Origin of the sequence: Staphylococcus petrasii, assembly GCF_002902565.1 — a bacterium.
GTDB lineage: Bacteria > Bacillota > Bacilli > Staphylococcales > Staphylococcaceae > Staphylococcus > Staphylococcus petrasii.
Genome location: NZ_PPRC01000031.1, coordinates 1 through 20,531 on the forward strand (window position 1 = coordinate 1; position 20,531 = coordinate 20,531).

The 20,531-nt window shown below is 33.2% G+C and carries 20 protein-coding genes, 1 pseudogene and 1 riboswitch; of the genes and pseudogenes, 12 read left to right on the plus strand and 9 right to left on the minus strand.

The window, feature by feature from the left end; translation table 11 throughout:
• Positions 1 to 226, plus strand: a pseudogene (locus tag CD127_RS06195) (transferrin-binding protein); the annotation flags it as partial.
• Between the two features lie 82 nt (positions 227 to 308).
• On the opposite strand, the gene CD127_RS06200 reads toward CD127_RS06195, so the two are convergent.
• Positions 309 to 647, minus strand: a complete 339-nt coding sequence (locus CD127_RS06200) for a hypothetical protein (protein WP_103366136.1) — start codon at positions 645 to 647, stop codon at positions 309 to 311.
• Positions 648 to 809: 162 nt separating this feature from the next.
• On the opposite strand from CD127_RS06200, the gene pepF reads away from it, so the two are divergent.
• Positions 810 to 2,618 carry an oligoendopeptidase F gene (gene pepF / locus CD127_RS06205; protein ID WP_103366137.1) on the plus strand — a complete coding sequence of 603 codons (1,809 nt, stop codon included), beginning with the start codon at positions 810 to 812 and terminating at the stop codon, positions 2,616 to 2,618.
• A gap of 164 nt (positions 2,619 to 2,782) precedes the next feature.
• Here pepF and phoU read toward each other — a convergent pair whose 3' ends face one another.
• From phoU to cvfB, 6 genes are all read right to left on the minus strand, one after another.
• Positions 2,783 to 3,436 (minus strand): phosphate signaling complex protein PhoU, encoded by a 654-nt coding sequence (gene phoU / locus CD127_RS06210; RefSeq protein ID WP_103298063.1) that lies wholly within the window; start codon positions 3,434 to 3,436, stop codon positions 2,783 to 2,785.
• 8 nt (positions 3,437 to 3,444) lie between these two features.
• Entirely contained in the window at positions 3,445 to 4,332 is an 888-nt protein-coding gene (pstB, locus tag CD127_RS06215; RefSeq protein WP_103366138.1) for a phosphate ABC transporter ATP-binding protein PstB, read from the minus strand.
• An 81-nt stretch (positions 4,333 to 4,413) separates the two neighbouring features.
• Entirely contained in the window at positions 4,414 to 5,349 is a 936-nt protein-coding gene (pstA, locus tag CD127_RS06220; protein WP_103298061.1) for a phosphate ABC transporter permease PstA, read from the minus strand.
• Position 5,350: 1 nt separating this feature from the next.
• Positions 5,351 to 6,277, minus strand: coding sequence for a phosphate ABC transporter permease subunit PstC (gene pstC / locus CD127_RS06225; protein ID WP_103366139.1), 927 nt, complete (start codon positions 6,275 to 6,277; stop codon positions 5,351 to 5,353).
• Positions 6,278 to 6,461: 184 nt separating this feature from the next.
• A complete protein-coding gene (locus CD127_RS06230) occupies positions 6,462 to 7,421 on the minus strand; it encodes a PstS family phosphate ABC transporter substrate-binding protein (protein WP_103298059.1) in 960 nt (319 codons plus the stop codon).
• A gap of 306 nt (positions 7,422 to 7,727) precedes the next feature.
• Positions 7,728 to 8,624: an RNA-binding virulence regulatory protein CvfB gene (gene cvfB / locus CD127_RS06235; RefSeq protein WP_103366140.1), complete on the minus strand. Its 897-nt coding sequence runs from the start codon at positions 8,622 to 8,624 to the stop codon at positions 7,728 to 7,730.
• 153 nt (positions 8,625 to 8,777) lie between these two features.
• Between cvfB and CD127_RS06240 the strand changes: the two genes are divergently transcribed.
• The 9 genes from CD127_RS06240 (at position 8,778) to lysA (ending at position 19,206) form a co-directional block, all read left to right on the plus strand.
• A complete protein-coding gene (locus CD127_RS06240) occupies positions 8,778 to 10,382 on the plus strand; it encodes an ABC-F family ATP-binding cassette domain-containing protein (RefSeq protein ID WP_103366141.1) in 1,605 nt (534 codons plus the stop codon).
• A 243-nt stretch (positions 10,383 to 10,625) separates the two neighbouring features.
• Positions 10,626 to 10,802: riboswitch (Lysine riboswitch) on the plus strand.
• A gap of 83 nt (positions 10,803 to 10,885) precedes the next feature.
• Positions 10,886 to 12,088: an aspartate kinase gene (locus CD127_RS06245; protein WP_103366142.1), complete on the plus strand. Its 1,203-nt coding sequence runs from the start codon at positions 10,886 to 10,888 to the stop codon at positions 12,086 to 12,088.
• 68 nt (positions 12,089 to 12,156) lie between these two features.
• Entirely contained in the window at positions 12,157 to 13,146 is a 990-nt protein-coding gene (locus tag CD127_RS06250) for an aspartate-semialdehyde dehydrogenase (RefSeq protein ID WP_103298055.1), read from the plus strand.
• Positions 13,147 to 13,148: 2 nt separating this feature from the next.
• Positions 13,149 to 14,033 carry a 4-hydroxy-tetrahydrodipicolinate synthase gene (gene dapA / locus CD127_RS06255; RefSeq protein WP_103366143.1) on the plus strand — a complete coding sequence of 295 codons (885 nt, stop codon included), beginning with the start codon at positions 13,149 to 13,151 and terminating at the stop codon, positions 14,031 to 14,033.
• Positions 14,033 to 14,758: a 4-hydroxy-tetrahydrodipicolinate reductase gene (gene dapB / locus CD127_RS06260; protein ID WP_103366144.1), complete on the plus strand. Its 726-nt coding sequence runs from the start codon at positions 14,033 to 14,035 to the stop codon at positions 14,756 to 14,758. Before dapA ends, dapB begins: the two co-directional genes overlap by 1 nt.
• Positions 14,759 to 14,806: 48 nt before the next feature.
• Positions 14,807 to 15,526 carry a 2,3,4,5-tetrahydropyridine-2,6-dicarboxylate N-acetyltransferase gene (dapD, locus tag CD127_RS06265; RefSeq protein ID WP_103366145.1) on the plus strand — a complete coding sequence of 240 codons (720 nt, stop codon included), beginning with the start codon at positions 14,807 to 14,809 and terminating at the stop codon, positions 15,524 to 15,526.
• 177 nt (positions 15,527 to 15,703) lie between these two features.
• On the plus strand, positions 15,704 to 16,855 hold the full coding sequence (locus tag CD127_RS06270; protein ID WP_103366146.1) for an amidohydrolase: 1,152 nt from the start codon (positions 15,704 to 15,706) through the stop codon (positions 16,853 to 16,855).
• Between the two features lie 6 nt (positions 16,856 to 16,861).
• Positions 16,862 to 17,938 carry an alanine racemase gene (locus CD127_RS06275; protein WP_103366147.1) on the plus strand — a complete coding sequence of 359 codons (1,077 nt, stop codon included), beginning with the start codon at positions 16,862 to 16,864 and terminating at the stop codon, positions 17,936 to 17,938.
• Positions 17,939 to 17,940: 2 nt separating this feature from the next.
• Positions 17,941 to 19,206: a diaminopimelate decarboxylase gene (lysA, locus tag CD127_RS06280; protein ID WP_103366148.1), complete on the plus strand. Its 1,266-nt coding sequence runs from the start codon at positions 17,941 to 17,943 to the stop codon at positions 19,204 to 19,206.
• A 160-nt stretch (positions 19,207 to 19,366) separates the two neighbouring features.
• On the opposite strand, the gene cspA is transcribed toward lysA, so the two are convergent.
• Together cspA and msaA are read right to left on the minus strand one after the other, a co-directional pair.
• On the minus strand, positions 19,367 to 19,567 hold the full coding sequence (gene cspA, locus CD127_RS06285) for a cold shock protein CspA (RefSeq protein ID WP_002433901.1): 201 nt from the start codon (positions 19,565 to 19,567) through the stop codon (positions 19,367 to 19,369).
• A 204-nt stretch (positions 19,568 to 19,771) separates the two neighbouring features.
• Complete coding sequence (gene msaA / locus CD127_RS06290; protein WP_103366149.1) at positions 19,772 to 20,080, minus strand: regulatory protein MsaA; 309 nt, start codon at positions 20,078 to 20,080, stop codon at positions 19,772 to 19,774.
• A 164-nt stretch (positions 20,081 to 20,244) separates the two neighbouring features.
• Here msaA and CD127_RS06295 point away from each other — a divergent pair, with 164 nt between their 5' ends.
• The gene (locus CD127_RS06295) at positions 20,245 to 20,514 is read left to right on the plus strand and encodes an acylphosphatase (RefSeq protein ID WP_103366150.1); all 270 of its coding nucleotides are present in this window, start codon (positions 20,245 to 20,247) and stop codon (positions 20,512 to 20,514) included.
• The last annotated feature ends 17 nt before the right edge of the window (positions 20,515 to 20,531 follow it).

Genomic DNA, 20,531 nt, shown 5'->3' on the forward strand with positions numbered 1-20,531 from the left:
TTTAAATAAAGTGAATCCTGATAAGTTATATGTTATTGACCGTAGTAATAATGGTACAGATAAGCAACTTCCGAAATTATTACATACAGATATTATTAAAAATATGAAAGCAGTAAAAAATAAACAAGTATATCAATTTGAAGCCAACGCTTGGTTTTTCAGTGAAGGTGGTATTAAAACTACCATTAAACAATTAGATGATATTGAAGCAACATTTAAAAAGTAATTAATATAACAAAACCGTTGAAACATCATAATAGTTCAACGGTTTTGTTCTCTATTCGCTTCTATTTTCCATAGAAAAGTTATTAAAATCGACGACGATATTTTCTTTCTTCATTTTCATACTTCTGGATTTCTTTTTCTAACTTTCTTTGTTTACGCTCACGTCTCCAATTTCTAGTAAAATACCATAATAAGAAACTGATAATTAAACTAATGATTGCTAAGAAAGCAGCATATCCAAGTAATGGTTGGAATGAAATATCATAGAAATTGGGTATAAAGAATGCTAAAATTCCCAACACTATAAAAGTAATCACTGCTGATATGATCCACTTTTTCAAAACTAAAGAACAAAATACAGTTAAAAGGATCATAGCAACTATAGTAATCCATAAATAATTAGGCATATCAAAAATAGTCATGTAAAACTCCTTACATTGTAAATAATTATAAATGTATATAGTATTATTCTAGTTAATTATACAATGTTATAACAGTGATTTACTCGGCCTAAAGGCTTAATAATGAGATTGAAAATAAACTTGTGTATAATGATTGTAAAACTAGATTCAAGGAGTGATTAGATGTCAACAGGCTTACCATTTAGAAAAGATGTGCCTCAAGAAGAAAAATGGGATTTAAAAGATTTATTTAAAGATGACCAACAGTTTTATGAAGTTTTAGAAAAAACGATTAATGATGCTAAAGAATTAAATAAAGAATTTAAAAATAAAATATCCCCTTCTAATATTCATGAGGTATTAGATAAATATGAAACGATTCTGATTCAATTAGATCGTTTAGGTAATTATGCAGAATTAAGATTAAGCGTGGAAACTTCAAATGAAGAAGCTCAAACATTAAGTGCTAAACTTTCAACTTCTTATGGCAAAATTACTAGCCAATTATCCTTTGTAGAATCAGAAATTTCAGCGTTGTCTGATAGTGAGATTGAAAGCGCTATGGCTAATTCAAACGTCCCTCACTATTTACAAAAAATAATGAGTAATAAGCCTTATCAATTATCTCCAGAAGTAGAAGAAGTGTTAGCAAGTTTATCCCCTACTTTCCAAAGTGCATATGAACTTTACGGCACAACTAAAATGTTAGATATAGCTTTTGAATCATTTGAACATAATAACGTGAATTACCCTTTAGATTATGCAACTTTTGAAAATGAATATGAGGATAACCCAGATCCTGAATTCAGACGTAAAAGTTTCCAAAATTTCAGTAATGCCCTACGAAAATATCAACATACTACGGCAGCTACTTATAATCAGCATGTTCAACAGGAAAAAATTGAAGCAGATTTAAGAGGTTATGACTCAGTTATTGATTACCTATTACATGACCAAGAAGTAACACGAGAAATGTATGACCGTCAAATTGATGTCATAATGAGTGACTTAGCACCAGTAATGCAAAAATATGCGAAGTTACTTCAAAGAATTCATGGTTTAGATAAAATGCGTTTTGAGGATTTGAAAATCTCAGTAGACCCAAGTTATGAACCTCAAATTTCTATTGAAGAATCTAAGAAGTATATTCATGGTGCGCTTAATGTCTTAGGTGAAGATTATATTAAAATGATTGATAACGCCTACCAAGATCGTTGGATTGATTTTGCTCAAAATAAAGGCAAAGATACTGGTGCTTACTGTGCAAGTCCATATTTCACACATTCTTATGTGTTTATTTCTTGGACTGGAAAAATGGCCGAAACATTTGTATTAGCGCATGAATTAGGCCATGCAGGACACTTTACATTAGCACAACAACATCAAAACTTATTAGACTCTGAAGCTTCAATGTATTTTGTTGAGGCACCTTCTACTATGAATGAAATGCTTATGGCGAATTACTTATTCAGTAATAGTGATAATCCTAAATTTAAACGTTGGGTAATTGGTTCTATTTTATCTCGTACTTATTATCATAATATGGTTACGCATTTGCTTGAAGCGGCATATCAACGAGAAGTTTATCGTAAAGTTGATAATGGCGAATCTCTTACTGCTACAGTATTGAATAATATTATGCGTACGGTTTATGAGCAATTTTTCGGAGATGCAGTTGAACTCACTGAAGGTACAGAATTAACTTGGATGCGTCAACCTCACTATTATATGGGATTATATTCATATACTTATTCTGCTGGATTAACAATCGGAACAGTAATGTCTCAGAAAATTAGACAAGAAGGCCAACCAGCTGTAGATGCTTGGTTAGACACACTTAAAGCTGGAGGCAGTAAATCACCAGTAGAACTTGCTAAAATTGCTGGTGTTGATATTACAACAGATGCGCCATTGAAATCTACAATTAAATATATATCTGAATTAGTAAATGAAGTCGAATCGCTTACAGACCAAATTGAACAAGAAGCTTAATCGATATTAGTTACTAATACACGCCATTTTTCTAAAAAACAAAAATCCCCGTTATTCAAATAATCGCGAATAACGGGGTTAATTATATTTATTTATCTAAATTTGGGTTATTTTAGAATAAATGTATTTATTGAAAAACTCGAATTTCGTTTCTCGGATTTCTCTTATTGACGAGAAGACTTTTCATAATGTTCGCCAGTAAAATAATAATATACACTTTCAGCGATATTACTTACATGGTCTCCTACGCGTTCTAAATTTCTTGCGGCTAAATGTGCTTGTCCAGCTACAAATGGATCATTATCGATAAGATACGTAGTATTCACGATATTAATATACAAATCATCGATATCTTGATCTCGTTCAATTACTTCTTTAATCAATGTAATATCTTCATGTTTAGCAGCATTATTTAAATCTTGAAGCATAAGCATTGCTAATTTACCCATTGTTTTTAAACGTGTTAAAACATAATGGTCTGTAATCTTCACTCTTAAACGAATATGAGCGATATTAGCAGCATTATCCCCCATTCTTTCGAAATCTGTTGAAATTTTTAAAGCTGACATCATCATTCTTAAATCAGTTGCAATTGGTTGCTGTTTAGTAATTAGCATAATTACTTTTTCATTGATTTCACAATCGAACTCATTAATTTCTTTATCTTTTTCAATGACTTGTCTTGCAAAATTTTTATCATCTTCACTTAACGACACTAATGCATTTTCAATATTAAAATAAACACGAAGACCAAGCCGACGGATATCTTTGATTAAATCGTCTAGTTGACCTTCGTATTTTTGTCTAATAATCGTCATGTTGAATATTAACCGAAACGTCCTGAAATGTAGTCTTCTGTTTGTTTATCAGAAGGATTAGAGAAGATTTTATCAGTGTCGTCGTATTCATTTACATAACCATTAAGGAAGAATGCAGTTTTGTCAGATACACGCGCAGCTTGTTGCATGTTGTGTGTAACCATAATAATTGAATAATTTTCTTTTAATTCTTGAACTAATTCTTCAACTCTTAAAGTTGAGATTGGGTCAAGTGCTGATGTTGGTTCGTCCATTAGGATAACATCAGGTTCAATTGCTAAACATCTTGCAATACATACACGTTGTTGTTGCCCACCAGATAAACCGTAAGCATTTGTATGTAATCTATCTTTTAACTCATCCCAGATTGCAGCGCCACGTAGTGATTTTTCAACAATTTCATCAAGGATTTTTTTATCTTTAATACCATGTGTTTTAGGACCATAAGTAATATTATCATAAATTGATTTAGGGAATGGGTTTGGTTGTTGGAATACCATTCCTACATTTGTTCTTAATTTTTCTTTTGAATAATTTTCATCAAAGATGTTTTGATCACGGTATAAAATTTTACCTGCAGTTTTTACTGATGGTACTAATTCAACCATGCGGTTTAATGTTTTAATGTAAGTTGATTTACCACAACCTGATGGTCCGATAATAGCTGTTACATTATTTTCTAAAATATCTAAATTGATATTTTGTAAAGCATGAGTATCTCCATACCATAAGTCTAAATTTTGTGTAGAATATACTACTTTTTTATTAGTATCAGATTCTTTAGATTGGTTGTTTTGTTTTTCGTTTGAAGAAACAACAGTAGATACTGGTGTTTGAGAATGATCAGTATGTTTTGCTACTTCTTGATTTTTTTCTTCTACATTTGTATTTGCCATAATTAAAACTCCTTCTATATTTGAGAGAAAAGTGGTAATACACATTTTCTCTCCCCCAAAATTACGTTAAATGAATTTAAATTAATATTTTCTTGAGAATTTGTTACGTAAGAAAATAGCAACAGCATTCATTAATAATAAGATTACAAGTAATACGATAATTGCAGCTGAAGCAACGTTTTGGAATTCAGCTTGTGGCATTTTAGCCCATGTATAAATTTGTGTTGGTAATGCTGTGAACATTGACATAATGCTTGTTGGTGTCGCTAATAAAATTGTTGGAACACCGATTAAGATTAATGGTGCTGTTTCACCTAATGCACGAGATAAAGATAAGATGAAACCAGTTAAGATACCAGGTAATGATGCTGGTAATACTACACGTCTAATAGTTTGCCATTTATTCGCACCTAAACCATACGATGCTTCACGAACAGAGTTAGGTACGGCTCTAATTGCTTCCTGACTTGATACGATAATAATCGGTAAAATAAGTAATGACATTGTTAATGCTGCAGCGATAATACTATTACCCAATGCTAATGCTTGAATACCGCCACCACGAACGAATAATGTTAAACCTAATAAACCGAATACGATTGAAGGAACCCCTGCTAAGTTAGAAATACTAATTTTAATGAAACTAGTGAAAAAGTTATCTTTAGCGTATTCTTCTAAGTAAATTGCAGTTCCTACACCTAAAATAATAGAAATTGGAATAATACTAATCATTAACCAAATTGTTCCGGCTAATGCACCTTTAATACCTGCCTGTGAAGGTGTTGAAGATGAGAAGTTAGTAAAGAATTCAGGTGTTAAGTGACCTACACCTTTAACAAGCGTTTGTACAAGTAATGCAACAAGTACTAATAATGCAATAACAATACATGCAAAGAACAACCATTTATTAATCTTATTTGTAGTCGCTCGACTCGAAATATTTTTTTCAACTTTACTTTGGTCTATTAAGCCTTTTGCTTTAGGATTTGTAGTATTAGGATTCGTAGTAGTTGTCATATTAATACTCCTCTCTGAAGCGTTTAGCAACCCAATATGAGATAAGGTTCATAATTAAAGTGAAAACGAATAATGTGAAACCTACAGCATAAATACTGTAGTATACGTCTGAACCGAAAGTCGCGTCTCCAGTCGCAATTTCAACAATATAACCAGTCATTGTTTGAATTGAGCTAGTTAATGATAATGATGCTGTTGGTGAACTACCTGCTGCTAATGATACGATCATTGTTTCCCCGATTGATCTTGAAATACCTAATACGATTGAGGCAACAACACCAGATGCAGCAGCTGGAAGTACAACTTTAGTCGCTACTTCAAATTTAGTTGATCCTAAACCATAAGCACCTTCACGAATTTTATTAGGTACAGATGCCATAGCGTCTTCACTCATACTTGTGATGATAGGAACAATCATGATACCTACTACAATCCCTGGACTGATAGAGTTGAAACTATCTAATGCAGGAATAATTGTTCTTAATACTGGTGTTACAAAAGTTAATGCAAAGAAACCAAATACGATTGTTGGAATACCAGCTAAAATTTCAAGAATTGGTTTAATGATGCGACGTGCTTTGTCACTAGCGTATTCGCTTAAGTAAATGGCAGCCCCTAAACCAATTGGTACTGCTACAATAGTTGCAATAATAGTAATCTTTAATGTCCCGATAACTAAAGCCCAAATACCATATTTAGGATTTGAACCTGTAGGATTCCAATCTTTAGTGAATAAGAATTCAGTAATCGACACACGAGTGAAAAATGTAATAGTTTCTGTAATCAAAGTGAATAGAATTCCAATGGTAGTTAAAATAGAAATAGCTGCTATAATCCCTAAAATGACGGGTACAACTTTATCGCTGAATCCACCTTTTTTAGCGTTATTTTTAGCTATCATATCTCTAACATTAGTCTCTGAAGCCATATATAACCCTCTCTTTTTTCTCCCAATAAATTTAAAAAAAGAGCGAGGAAATTATCAGGTAAAAATGAGTTCAAATTAATTTAAAACATTTTAAAATCACCCATTTATTCGAAATCAAGGTGGCGGTTAAACCACCTTGTCATACCCCTTGAATAATTTCCCAGCCCTTTGATATTAATAATGATTATTTTTTATCTGAATCTTTTTTACCGTATTTATCTAATTCTTTAAGTTCATCTTTGTAAACTTTATCTGGAGAAGCTACATATCCAGCATCTTCAGCAGCTTTACCTTTGTCTTCTAAAGTGAATTTAATGAATTCTCTCATTACATCATTATCTTTTAATGATTTTTCTTTAACGTATAAGAATAATGGTCTACTTAAAGCGTATGAACCGTCTTTAATTGAATCTTTCTTAGGTTCAGTTGCTTTACCTTTATCGTCTTTAATTTTAACTGCTTTTAATTTATCTTTGTTTTGTTCGTAGAAGCTATAACCGAAGTAACCAATACCTTCTTTATTCTTCTCAACTGATTGAACGATTACGTTAGTGTCTCCGTTTTTCTCAGCTTTAATGTCGCCTTTATCCATTACTTCCTCTTCGAAGAAGTCATAAGTACCATGACTTGAGTTAGGTGAGAAAGCTTTAATTTCTTTGTCAGGATAGCTTGAATCTACATCCTTCCAAGTTTTAGCTTCGCCACTGTAGATTTTTTTCAATTGATCTTTAGATAATTCTTTAACGAAGTCATTATCTTTGTTAACAGCGACTGTTACACCGTCTTGAGCGATTTTGAATTCTTTATATTTAATACCTTTGTCTTCTAATTTTTGTTTTTCTTCATCTTTAATTGGTCTAGAAGCTTGAGAGAAATCAGTTTCTCCAGCGATGAATTTTTCAAATCCAGCACCAGTACCTGCTTGACCAGATGAGATTGTAGCGTTTGGATGATCTTTAGCCCATTTTTCGTTTAATTTTTCAACGATAGGAGCTACAGTAGATGAACCTTCACCTTTTGCTTCCCCTTTAAGGTCTTTACCTTCATCTCCAGAACCACTACCATTGCTGTTGCCACCGCCACATGCACCTAATAATACTGAAGCACTTAATACAGTAGTACCGACTAATTGCCATTTTTTCATTGAAACATCCTCCTAATATAGATAACCCAAATGTTATATGTATTTCTTACAATGCTTATATTACATACCTTTTGTTAATATAAAATATATTAAATGTAAAGGTTTTGTTAATTTAATAAAAAGATTGATAGTGACGATAGATTATATCTATATAAAAAAGTAAACCTATTACTCTTGATATCATTAGATACCGAGTAATAGGTTTATATAAGTAAGATTTTTAGTTTTGAAAATATGAGTCATTTAAATTGAGCCGATTCAGTATATATAATAGAAGAAAAACGGGTTAACTTTAGAAATTGTGGTTTAGTCTTCTACACGACTCCAACCTTTTTTAGTTAACGTAATTTTTCCAGTTTCAATATTGATGATTTTTTGTTTGTATAAATGTCCAATGGCACGTTTAAAAGCACCTTTACTCATATTAAACACTTCTTTGATAGCTTCTGGACTTGATTTATCCCAAAATGGTAATTCACCATCATATTCAACTAATAAATCAAAGATTAATTGACCATCTTCATCTAAGCGTTCGTGAGCCAACGGTAAAAATGAACCATTTAATTCACCTTTATCATTATGGCCAATAATACGTACCTCTACTTCTTCACCTAAACGTGGTTCTTCTTTTCGTTCTGATTCATGGACAAATATTTTATAACCATCATTGGATAATAAAAAGCTACCAACACGTAATAAACGATAAGGTCTTGCTACTAAAACTTGATTTAATTTATCATCGTCAAACACTGGTGTAAACATCTTTTCAACAATAGTCTCACTAGCCAAACGCGCAAACATTTGGTTATCTCTATCGATACGTAAAGTGACTAATACATAGTCGCCAGCTTGAGGCCATAATGTTTTAACCTTAGGTAAATCCTCCCAAGGAATGAGTACTTCTCTAGGTAATCCTACATCTACTCGTGCGCCATCACGATCTGTTTTAAGTACTTTTGCGAAATCGTACTTATCTTTAGTGATGTCTGGCATGTTTTGAGTAGCAAATAGCTCACCTGAACGGTTTGGATAAATAAAGAAACTATACTCTTCGCCTATTTCAAAAGCATCTTCTTCATCGATTTCTGATTGGTTTAATTTAACTTGTTCTCCATTAGGTCCTTTTAAAAGGTATGTTGAACCTTCTAAGCCAACAACTTCTAAAAATTCTATTGATCCAACTATATCTTTATCTAATGCCATAATATTCTCCTTCAAAGGTTTGTATTCTTATGTATTATAACATGCCTCCTTTAAACAAGCATTCTTACAATTGAACTTACATGAACTCGAAAGTAAAAACATTATGTGATATAATTTTTGCGTTAGATAAACGATTAATAAAGGAGTAAATGCATGCTACAAGTAACTGATGTAAGTTTACGTTTTGGTGATCGTAAACTATTTGAAGATGTAAATATTAAATTTACTGAAGGAAACTGTTATGGACTTATCGGCGCTAACGGTGCTGGTAAATCAACATTTTTAAAAATTTTATCTGGGGAAATTGATTCACAAACTGGTCATGTCTCATTAGGCAAAGATGAACGTTTAGCTGTGTTAAAACAAGATCACTTTGCTTATGAAGATGAACGTGTATTAGACGTTGTAATTAAAGGTCATGAACGTCTATACGAAGTGATGAAAGAAAAAGATGAAATTTATATGAAGCCAGATTTCAGTGATGAAGATGGTATTCGTGCAGCAGAATTAGAAGGTGAATTCGCTGAAATGAATGGTTGGAATGCTGAAGCGGATGCTGCTTCCCTATTATCAGGTTTAGGTATTTCAGCTGATTTACATGACAAACAAATGTCTGAATTAGAAAACAATCAAAAAGTAAAAGTATTATTAGCGCAAAGCTTATTTGGTGAACCTGATGTACTTTTACTAGATGAGCCTACTAACGGTTTAGATATTCCAGCAATTAACTGGTTAGAAGATTTCTTAATTAACTTCGATAACACAGTAATTGTTGTATCCCACGACCGTCATTTCCTTAACAATGTATGTACACATATTGCTGACTTAGACTTCGGTAAAATCAAGTTATATGTTGGTAACTATGATTTCTGGTATCAATCAAGTCAATTAGCACAAAAAATGGCACAAGAACAAAATAAGAAAAAAGAAGAAAAAATTAAAGAGTTACAAGATTTCATCGCTCGTTTCTCTGCGAATGCTTCAAAATCTAAACAAGCAACAAGCCGTAAGAAACAATTAGAAAAAATTGAATTAGATGATATCCAACCTTCTTCAAGACGTTATCCATATGTTAAATTCACACCAGAACGTGAAATTGGTAATGACTTATTAGTTGTTGATGGTATCTCTAAAACAATTGATGGCGAAAAAGTATTAGATAATATTTCATTTACAATGAATCCTAACGATAAAGCAATCCTTATTGGAGATAGCGAAATCGCTAAAACAACATTGTTAAAAATCTTAGCTGGTGAAATGGAACCTGATGAAGGTTCATTTAAATGGGGTGTCACTACATCATTAAGCTACTTCCCTAAAGATAACTCTGACTTCTTTGAAGGTGTAGACATGAACTTAGTAGAATGGTTACGTCAATATGCACCTGAAGATGAACAAACAGAAACATTCTTACGTGGTTTCTTAGGTCGTATGCTATTCAGTGGCGAAGAAGTTAAGAAAAAAGCGAGTGTCTTATCAGGTGGAGAAAAAGTACGTTGTATGTTAAGTAAAATGATGCTTTCAAGTGCAAACGTTTTACTATTAGATGAACCAACGAACCACCTTGATTTAGAAAGTATTACTGCCGTCAATGATGGCTTAAAATCATTTAAAGGTTCAATTATCTTCACATCTTATGACTTTGAATTCATTAATACCATTGCTAACCGTGTTATTGATTTAAATCAACAAGGTGGTTTATCAAAAGAAATTCCTTACGAAGAATATCTTCAAGAAATTGGCGTATTACAAAAATAATTTTTCAACTCACTTCCTATCTTGCTTGGGAAGTGAGTTATTTTTTTGGAAAAATAACAATATTGGATGAAGTTGTTCGCCTAAAACCTCTCTCACCACACCCTACTTTTTACTAAATAGAAGTATCATTGCTATTAAGGAGTAAAATAACTGTTAGATTTTTCAGTCAATTGCAAAAAATCACAATTATCGGTTTACAGACATAATTGCCTTATGTATAATAAAAAACATAGCAATTGAATAAGAAATTGATGAGGCGCATCAATCATTAGTACATATTAGATACACTGTCTGCAACAGCTAATATTGAAAGGGTGCGATGCCGAAACGTTTTATAGTCGCAGATATAGAGCGTTGGACTTTGTGGTTAAGAGCTGAGAGTTTGTCATTATTATTTAATAATGGAGTGCATCACTTGTATATAAATTACGAGCAAGTTCGCGCGCATTCCGAACTTGCTCTTTTTTATAGCGTGGGCCTCCCAAAATGTAGGAGGTAAAAGTTTGAAACGAAGTGTTTTGAAGTTCGGCGGTTCATCCGTTGCCGATTTTACAAAGATAAAAAATATCGCAGAAATGCTTAAACGTCGTGTGGATGACGGCGAACAATTAATTGTAGTAGTAAGTGCTATGGGTAAAACTACAGATCAATTAATGGAAAATGTATCAAATCTTACTACAACACCTAAAGATGAAGAATTAGCCCTACTATTAACTACTGGTGAACAACAAACAGTTTCTTACCTATCAATGGTATTGAATGATATCGGTGTGAATGCTAGATCAATGACTGGTTATCAAGCTGGTATTAAGACAATTGGCCATCATCTTAAAAGTAGAATTGCTGAAATTAATCCTGAAACGTTTGATAAAGCATTTGAAGATAAAGATGTCTTGGTTGTAGCAGGCTTCCAAGGAGTCAATGACGAATTGGAGTTAACAACGTTAGGTCGAGGCGGTTCAGATACAACTGCAGTTGCTTTAGCTGCAAGTAATCAAATACCTTGTGAAATATATACTGACGTTGATGGCGTGTACGCTACTGATCCAAGAATACTTAGTAAGGCAAAGCGCTTAGATTATGTATCCTATGAAGAAATGATGGAAATGAGTGCTTTAGGCGCTGGTGTCCTTGAAACAAGAAGTGTTGAATTAGCTAAGAATTACGACATTCCCCTTTATTTGGGCAGAACATTATCAAATGTGAAAGGAACATGGATTATGCCAAGAACAGAAATTTTAGAGAAAAAAGCTGTAACAGGTGTCGCATTAGATAAACATATGATGCACGTAACAATTAGTTATCCCCTACCGGATAATAGATTATTAACTCAATTATTTACTGCTTTAGAAGATGGCTCAGTAAATGTAGATATGATTTCTCAAATTGTTAATACAGAAGGATTACAATTATCTTTCTCAATTAAAGATAGTGATGCTCATCAAATTTCCAATATTTTAGAGCAGTTATCTACAGCATTTGAAGCATTAGACTATAAAATTAATGAAGAATACGTCAAAATCTCTTTGATTGGTTCTGGAATGAGAGACATGTCTGGTGTAGCATCTAAAGCATTTATTACCCTTATCAATTCTAATATTCCTTTTTATCAAACAACAACGTCTGAAATTAGTATTTCATATGTAATTGATAAAGAGAATGGTGAAAAAGCAGTTGAAATTTTATACGATGCTTTTGATATCTAAATTGAAATATCCTATTTATAATTAATTTTTTTAAAATTCAAAATAATAAAATAATGGAGTGACTTTTTATGACAAGAATCGCAGTAGTCGGAGCAACAGGATTAGTAGGAACAAAAATGTTAGAAACACTTGATCGTAAAAATATTAAATTTGACGATTTAGTATTATTTTCATCAGCAAGATCAGCTGGTAAAGAAGTTGAGTTTCAAGGTAAAACATATATTGTTCAAGAACTTACAGAAGAAGCAGCAAGTGAGAAATTTGACTACGTATTGATGAGTGCTGGTGGCGGAACAAGTGAACGATTTGCCCCTATTTTTGAACAAGCTGGCGCTATTGTCATCGATAATTCTAGTCAATGGCGTATGACTGAAGACATTGATTTAATTGTACCAGAAGTAAATGAGCCTCACTTTAAACGTGGTATCATTGCTAACCCTAACTGTTCAACAATTCAATCAGTAGTACCATTAAAAGTGTTACAAGATAAATTTGGATTAAAACGTGTAGCTTATACAACTTATCAAGCGGTTTCAGGCTCTGGTATTAAGGGTAAACGTGATTTAACTGAGGGTGCAAATGGTAAAGCCCCTGAAGCTTACCCTCACCCAATTTATAATAACGTGCTTCCTCATATTGATGTCTTTTTAGAAGACGGATATACAAAAGAAGAACAAAAAATGATTGATGAAACACGCAAAATCTTAAATCAACCTGAGTTACGTGTAACTGCAACATGTGCGCGTGTACCTGTTCAAGACAGCCATAGTGTTGAAATTGATGTGACACTTGATAAAGAAGCGACAGTTCAAGAAATTAAAGACTTATTTGATCAAGATAGTCGCGTAGTATTAGTTGATAATCCAGAAAATAATGAATATCCATTAGCAATTAACTCAACTGGTAAAGACGACGTATTTGTAGGACGTATTCGTCGAGATGATTCATTAGATAATACATTCCACGTATGGTGTACATCTGATAATTTACTTAAAGGTGCAGCATTAAATGCAGTTCAAGTATTAGAGCAAGTTATCAATTTAAAAGGAGCTAGATAATAATGGCACATATTTTTGAAGGCGTTGGTGTAGCGCTTGATACCCCATTCACAAATAATGAAGTGGATTACAATGCATTAGAAAAACATGTTGATTTCTTATTAGAAAATGGTGTACAAGCAATTATAGTTAATGGTACGACAGCTGAGAGCCCTACTTTAACTGAAGAAGAAAAAGAACAAGTGCTTGAAGCGGTAGTAAAACAAGTGGATCATCGTGTAACAATCATTGCAGGTACTGGTACTAACAATACTGCTAAATCTATCCAAGCTTCACAACGTGCTAAACAATTAGGCGCTGATGCAATTATGTTAATTACGCCTTATTACAATAAAACGAATCAACGCGGTTTAATTAAACATTTTGAAACGATTGCAAATGAAGTTAAATTACCTGTTGTATTGTACAACGTTCCTTCACGAACAAATATGACTATTAATCCTGAAACAGTTGAAACATTAAGTCATAACGAGTACATCGTCGCTATTAAAGATGCTACAAATGACTTTGAATATTATGAAGAAGTAAAAAAACGTATTAATCAAGATGAATTTGCTTTATATAGTGGTAATGACGATAACGTTGTAGAGTTTTACGAACGTGGCGGAAATGGCGTCATTTCAGTTATAGCAAATGTAATTCCAAAAGAATTCCAAGCATTATATGATGCTAAACAAAGTGGACAAGATATTACTAAAGATTTCGAACCAATTGGTAAATTATTAGATGCCCTTTCTGTTGATGTAAATCCAATTCCAATTAAAGCATTAACAAGTTATTTAGGTTTCGGAGAGTATGAATTACGATTACCTCTTTTACCTTTAGAGGTTGAAGACGCCAAAGTATTAGTTGATGCATACGAACAGTTTAAAGCGGGTGAACACTAATGAAAATTTTATTAATCGGTTATGGTGCGATGAACCAACGTGTTGCACGACTTGCAGAAGAAAAAGGTCATGAAATTATAGGTGTTATCGAGCCTGAACATAACGACTCTACGCCTTATGCGCATTTCGACCATATTGCTGATGCGCAAGATAAAGCGGATATCGCTATCGATTTCTCAAATCCAAACCTATTATTACCGTTATTAGATGAGGAGTTTGAATTACCTTTAGTCGTTGCTACTACTGGTGAAAAAGAGAAACTTGTAGCTAAATTAGAAGAACTTAGTGAACGTATGCCAGTATTCTTTAGTGCGAATATGAGTTATGGCGTTCATGTATTAACTAAAATTTTAGAAACAGCAGTACCTTTATTACAAGATTTTGATATCGAATTAACAGAGGCTCATCATAATAAGAAAGTCGATGCGCCAAGTGGTACACTTGTTAAATTATATGATGTTATTAAAGAATTGCGTAACAATGTGTCCCCTGTTTATGACCGCCATGATCGCACTGAAAAACGTGAGAAAGATGAAATTGGTATCCATGCAGTACGTGGCGGCACAATCGTAGGAGAACATGATGTTTTATTTGCAGGAACAGATGAAACAATTACAATTTCTCATAAAGCACAGTCGAAAGATATTTTCGCAAATGGCGCAATAACAGCTGCTGAACAATTAATTAATAAACAAAATGGTTATTACACTTTTGATAATTTGTAAAAACTGAAAGCAATCTTTAAATAAATGAAATAATAAGGAGAATCGAACATGGTACAACACCTTTCTGCACAAGAAATTATTCAATATATAAGTGATGCTAAGAAATCTACACCTTTAAAAGTTTATGTTAATGGAGAATTTAATAATGTTAACTTCCCAGAATCATTTAAAGTGTTTGGATCAGATAATTCAAAAGTTATCTTCTGTGAAGCGGATGATTGGAAATCTTTCTACGAAGCCAATCAAGCTAGTATTACTGAATTAGAAATCGAAATGGATCGTCGTAATTCGGCTATTCCTCTTAAAGATTTAACAAATACGAATGCCCGAATTGAACCAGGTGCTTTTATCCGCGAACAAGCGATTATCGAAGACGGCGCAGTTGTCATGATGGGCGCTACAATTAATATTGGTGCCGTGGTTGGCGAAGGTACAATGATTGATATGAATGCGACATTAGGTGGTCGTGCTACAACTGGTAAGAATGTTCATGTCGGTGCAGGTGCTGTATTAGCTGGTGTCATTGAGCCACCAAGCGCTTCTCCAGTAGTAATTGAAGATAATGTGCTTATCGGAGCAAACGCTGTTATTCTTGAAGGCGTTCGAGTTGGCGAAGGTGCTATAGTGGCAGCCGGTGCTATTGTTACTCAAGATGTTCCAGCTGGCGCAGTTGTTGCTGGTACTCCTGCGAAAGTAATTAAACAAACTTCTGAAGTTGAAGATTCTAAACGTGAAATTGTTTCAGCTTTAAGAAAGTTAAATGATTAGGAATTTATGACACATTATTTATAGTGTATAGAGGCTGGGACGCTTAAGTTCCAGCCTCTGTCTATAATTCTTTATGCTTTTTTGTTTTTTTGGAAAATGAAGTTCTAGCAAGTTTAACAACCATTTTCAAAAATAAAACGAACGGTCTCATCATTAAGTAAACAAAGGAATGATAATATGAGTGAATTAGAATTTGTCACAAAACATAGAAGACATTTACATCAACATCCAGAGTTGAGTTTACACGAATTTGAAACTACAAAATATATCGTCAACTTCTTAGAAGAATTAGGCGTTTCATATGAGCGCCCACTTGAAACAGGTGCAATCGCTTATTTAAAAGGAAATAGTGATCATACTATTGCTTTTAGAGCTGATATAGATGCCCTACCAATCTTTGAAGAGAATGACGTTGATTATCGCAGTGAAATTGATAATGTCATGCATGCATGTGGTCACGATGGCCATACTACTGCGTTAATGTTGTTTGTAAAACGTTGTAAAGCAATGGCAGATAACGGTGAATTACCTCATAACGTTGTATTCATCTTCCAACCTGCCGAAGAAACTGGCGGTGGCGCTAATCGTTTAATTAAAGCGGGTGCGTTTAACAATTACCCTATTGAAGCTGTATTCGGTATTCATGTGAATCCGTTTGCTGATGAAGGTCAAGTGGTGATTCGTGATAATGAAATTACTGCTAGTGCCACGGAGTATCGCTTCTTTTTAAAAGGATTATCAAGTCACGTAGCGGACAAAGAACAAGGTCATTCATGTGGTGAAGCCCTACTACATGTGTTAAATCAAGTAGGACAAATTCAACAATATCATTTGAATGGTTTAAAACGTAATATAGTACATATGGGACATTTTGAAGCTGGCGAGGCTATCAATACAGTGCCAAGTAACGGCTACTTAGAAGGTACAATTCGTACTTACGATGCCAATGATTTAAATGTAGTTAAAACGCAAATGCAAAAAATAGCAGAAAGCGTAAAATTATTGTTCAACGTGGAATGTGAAGTGAAATTTGAAGAAGGTTATCCTGCGACAATGAATAGCCCTCAATTAAGAGCAAGTGTAGAACAAGCGATTCAAGGTGCAAATTTAGAAGTAATAGAGAAACCTTTACCATTTTTATTTGGAGAAGACTTTAGCTTCTATGGTCAGCAACTGGCCCCTGCTTACTTCGCATTCGTAGGCACACGTAATGAAGATAAAGGTTACGTCACAGGATTACACACAGCTCATTTAAATTTTGATGAAAAAGTATTAATCGGTGTGGCCAACTATTATGAGCAATTATTACTACATTATGGAGAGGAGTAACTTAAATTGACAGCAACATGGTCGGTTGATTCAGAAGCGTTTTATCAAAATGCTGTTAAAGTAAAAAATAATAATTCAATTATGGCAGTAGTTAAAAATAATGCCTATCATTACGGATTAGAATTTGCCGTAAAGCAATTTTCAAGAGCAGGTATCACTACTTTCAGTACGACTTCTTTAAAAGAAGCTGTAAGAATACGTAAATTGGTGCCAGAAGCTACAATATTCTTGATGAACGCAGTATATGACTTTGATACTGTAAGAGATAATCAAATTCAAATGACGCTGCCCTCTTTAGAATATTACTATAAATATAAAGAGGAACTACGCGATATTAAAGTTCATTTAGAGTTTGAAAATTTATTGCATCGTTCTGGGTTCAAAACGTTAGAAGAAATTAAAGAAGTATTAGAAGACGATCATAACAATTCTAACCCACGTAAAATGGTAATTTCAGGATTATGGACGCACTTCGGCTATGCTGATGAATTTGATGTTCCGGAGTACGGCTTCGAACGCAAAGCTTGGTTAAATGTAGTTAATACACTATTAGATGAAGGTTACCAGTTTGATATGATACATGCTCAAAATAGCGCAAGTTATTATCGTGAAGGACAAACATTATTGCCCCATCACACGCATGCACGTGTAGGCATTGCTTTATATGGATCTCGTCCATACAGTAAATTAGAAGAAGAAAGCATTCAACAGTCTCTCACAGTTAAAGGAAATGTTATACAGGTTCGAGAAGTTAATGAAGGCGATTATTGCGGCTATAGCTTTGCGTATGAAGCTACGCGTAATAAAACACGATTAGCAGTTGTAGATGTAGGCTATGGTGACGGTATTCTTAAATCACGCGCAAAACATGAAGCGCTAATTAATGGCAAACGCTATCCTATTCGTGCATTAATGATGAGTCATATGTTTGTAGAAGTTGACGATGAAGTCCATGCACAAGATGAAGTGATATTATATAATAACGATATACGCATTGATGAATATACATTCAAAGGTGTAGGCGCTAACTCTGAACAACTTAGTGCGATGAATCATGATTCTCTCATAAAGGAGTATAGATAAAAATGACAGTTAAATATAATGAATATGGTGAATTAACAATGGCAGGTACAAGTTTAAAGACACTTGCTCAAAGTTTTGGTACACCTACTATTGTTTATGATGAAGATGAAATCCGCAATCAAATGCGTAGATATCACTCAGCTTTTCAAAAAAGCGGTTTAAAATATAATATTTCATATGCTTCAAAAGCATTTACATGTATTCAAATGGTCAAATTAGTACAAGAAGAAGACTTACAATTAGATGTTGTTTCTGAAGGTGAATTATATACAGCATTAGAAGCTAAATTTGATCCAAGCAAGATTCACTTCCATGGGAATAACAAAACGAAACGTGAAATTCAATACGCTTTAGAAAGTGGTGTTGGTTACTTTGTAATCGATTCACTTGAAGAAATTGATTTAATCGACAGATATGCGAGTGATACTGTAAATGTGGTATTACGTGTTAACCCTGGCGTTGAAGCGCATACACATGAGTTTATTCAAACTGGTCAAGAAGACAGCAAATTTGGTTTATCAATTCGCCATGGCTTAGCGCTTGAAGCGGTTAATAAAGTGCGCGACTCTAAACGTTTACATTTAAAAGGTATTCACTTCCATATTGGTTCTCAAATCGAAGGAACTGAAGCGATGATTGAAACTGCTAAGATTGTGCTTAACTGGCTTTCTGAAAATGATATTAAAGTTGAATTACTTAACCTAGGCGGAGGTTTCGGTATCAAATACGTTGAAGGAGACGTAAGTTTCCCTATTGAAGAAGGTATTGCAGAAATTACAGATGCAATTAAAGCTGAAACTGAACGTTTAAATTACGACGTACCGGAAATTGGTATTGAACCAGGTCGTTCTATCGTTGGAGAAGCTGGAATTACTTTATATGAAGTGGGCACAATTAAAGAAATTCCTGAAGTAAATAAATATGTTTCAATTGATGGCGGTATGAGCGATCATATTAGAACTGCATTATATGGTGCCAAATATCAAGCATTATTAGTTAATCGTCATGAAGAAGCTGATGAAACAGTAACAATTGCTGGTAAATTATGTGAATCAGGTGACATCATTATCCGTGATGCGAAACTCCCTTCTTCTGTTCAACGTGGTGATTACTTAGCGATTCTTTCTACAGGAGCTTATCATTATTCAATGGCTTCTAATTACAACCAAATGCAGAAACCACCTGTGTTCTTCTTAAAAGATGGTAAAGCACGCGAAGTCATTAAACGTCAATCATTACGTCAATTAATTATTAATGATACTAAATAATCTAATATAATTAGAGATTTTTGCAAAAATTTAGCCATATTCTCACCCTTTCAAACGAGGGCTAGAATATGGCTTTTATATATTCACTAAAATTGAACAATAAAAAACACCCTACATCTTGGTAAGGTGTCAATAAAGTCAATATTTTACAATCTATTTATTATAGTTTAACAACGTTTGCAGCTTGAGGACCGCGGTCGCCTTCAACTACTTCAAATTCAACTGATTGACCTTCTTCTAATGATTTATAACCATCTTGGTTAATTGCTGAAAAGTGTACGAATACGTCGTTTTCACCTTCAACTTCGATAAAACCAAAACCTTTTTCAGCGTTAAACCATTTAACTGTACCTTGTTTCATAATTCTGAAACCTCCAAGACTAAATTCTTTCAATATGCATTATTCGCATATTACAAAAAATACATGTGACAATTATGTATGAATAACAAAACGCTATAAATAACTCTTACAGATATTCTTTGCAATATGGAATAAAACCATTGCTTAATAGCTATTATATGTTAGTTCGTATTAAATTGCAATACAATTATAGAAAATTGTCTTTTAATTAATTTTTGGCAGATTATAATAAACTTCATTATTATTTAAAACAATAAAACTATAAAATATTTGTAAATCTTCATCGCAATCTTCACAAAAATTTAAATCACAATTATTATAAAATGCATGAATATTATATTTCCCAATTACATAATTATCATAATATTGTTTGCTTGCATTAATAATTTTTTCATAATTCCCCAACATGTCTTCGTAACTATCAAAATGATGTTCTTCAACTATTTTATCTGTCCAGTCGCTAAATAACCACCATCCCTCGTAGTCAGCTCTAATCTTGGCAACTGTCCACATTGTAAATTCCCCTCTCAAAATTAAAACTATAAAATTATTTTAACTCGAATACAAATGAATTCAAGTTTTACGTCTCATACTTTTGGCCGACCTCTATTTCACATAATAGTAAATATTAGTTTTTTAATGCTAAAGTTCGTATAATAGTAATAAGAGGTGATATTATGCAACATAAGCATTTACAAATTTTCGGAACAGTTCAAGGTGTAGGTTTTCGTTACTATACTGAGAAATTAGCTCAGAAATATAACATTGTAGGAACCGTTCAAAATGTGGACGACTATGTTGAAATTTATGCTCAAGGTAAAGAAGCAGATTTAGAACAATTTATAAATGCCGTTATAGATGGTGCATCACCAGCTTCTTCAGTTGATAATTATACTATTGAAGATGTTAATAATGATAAACAATATTCAGAATTTCAATCGATTTAAAATATAAAGGAAGATGC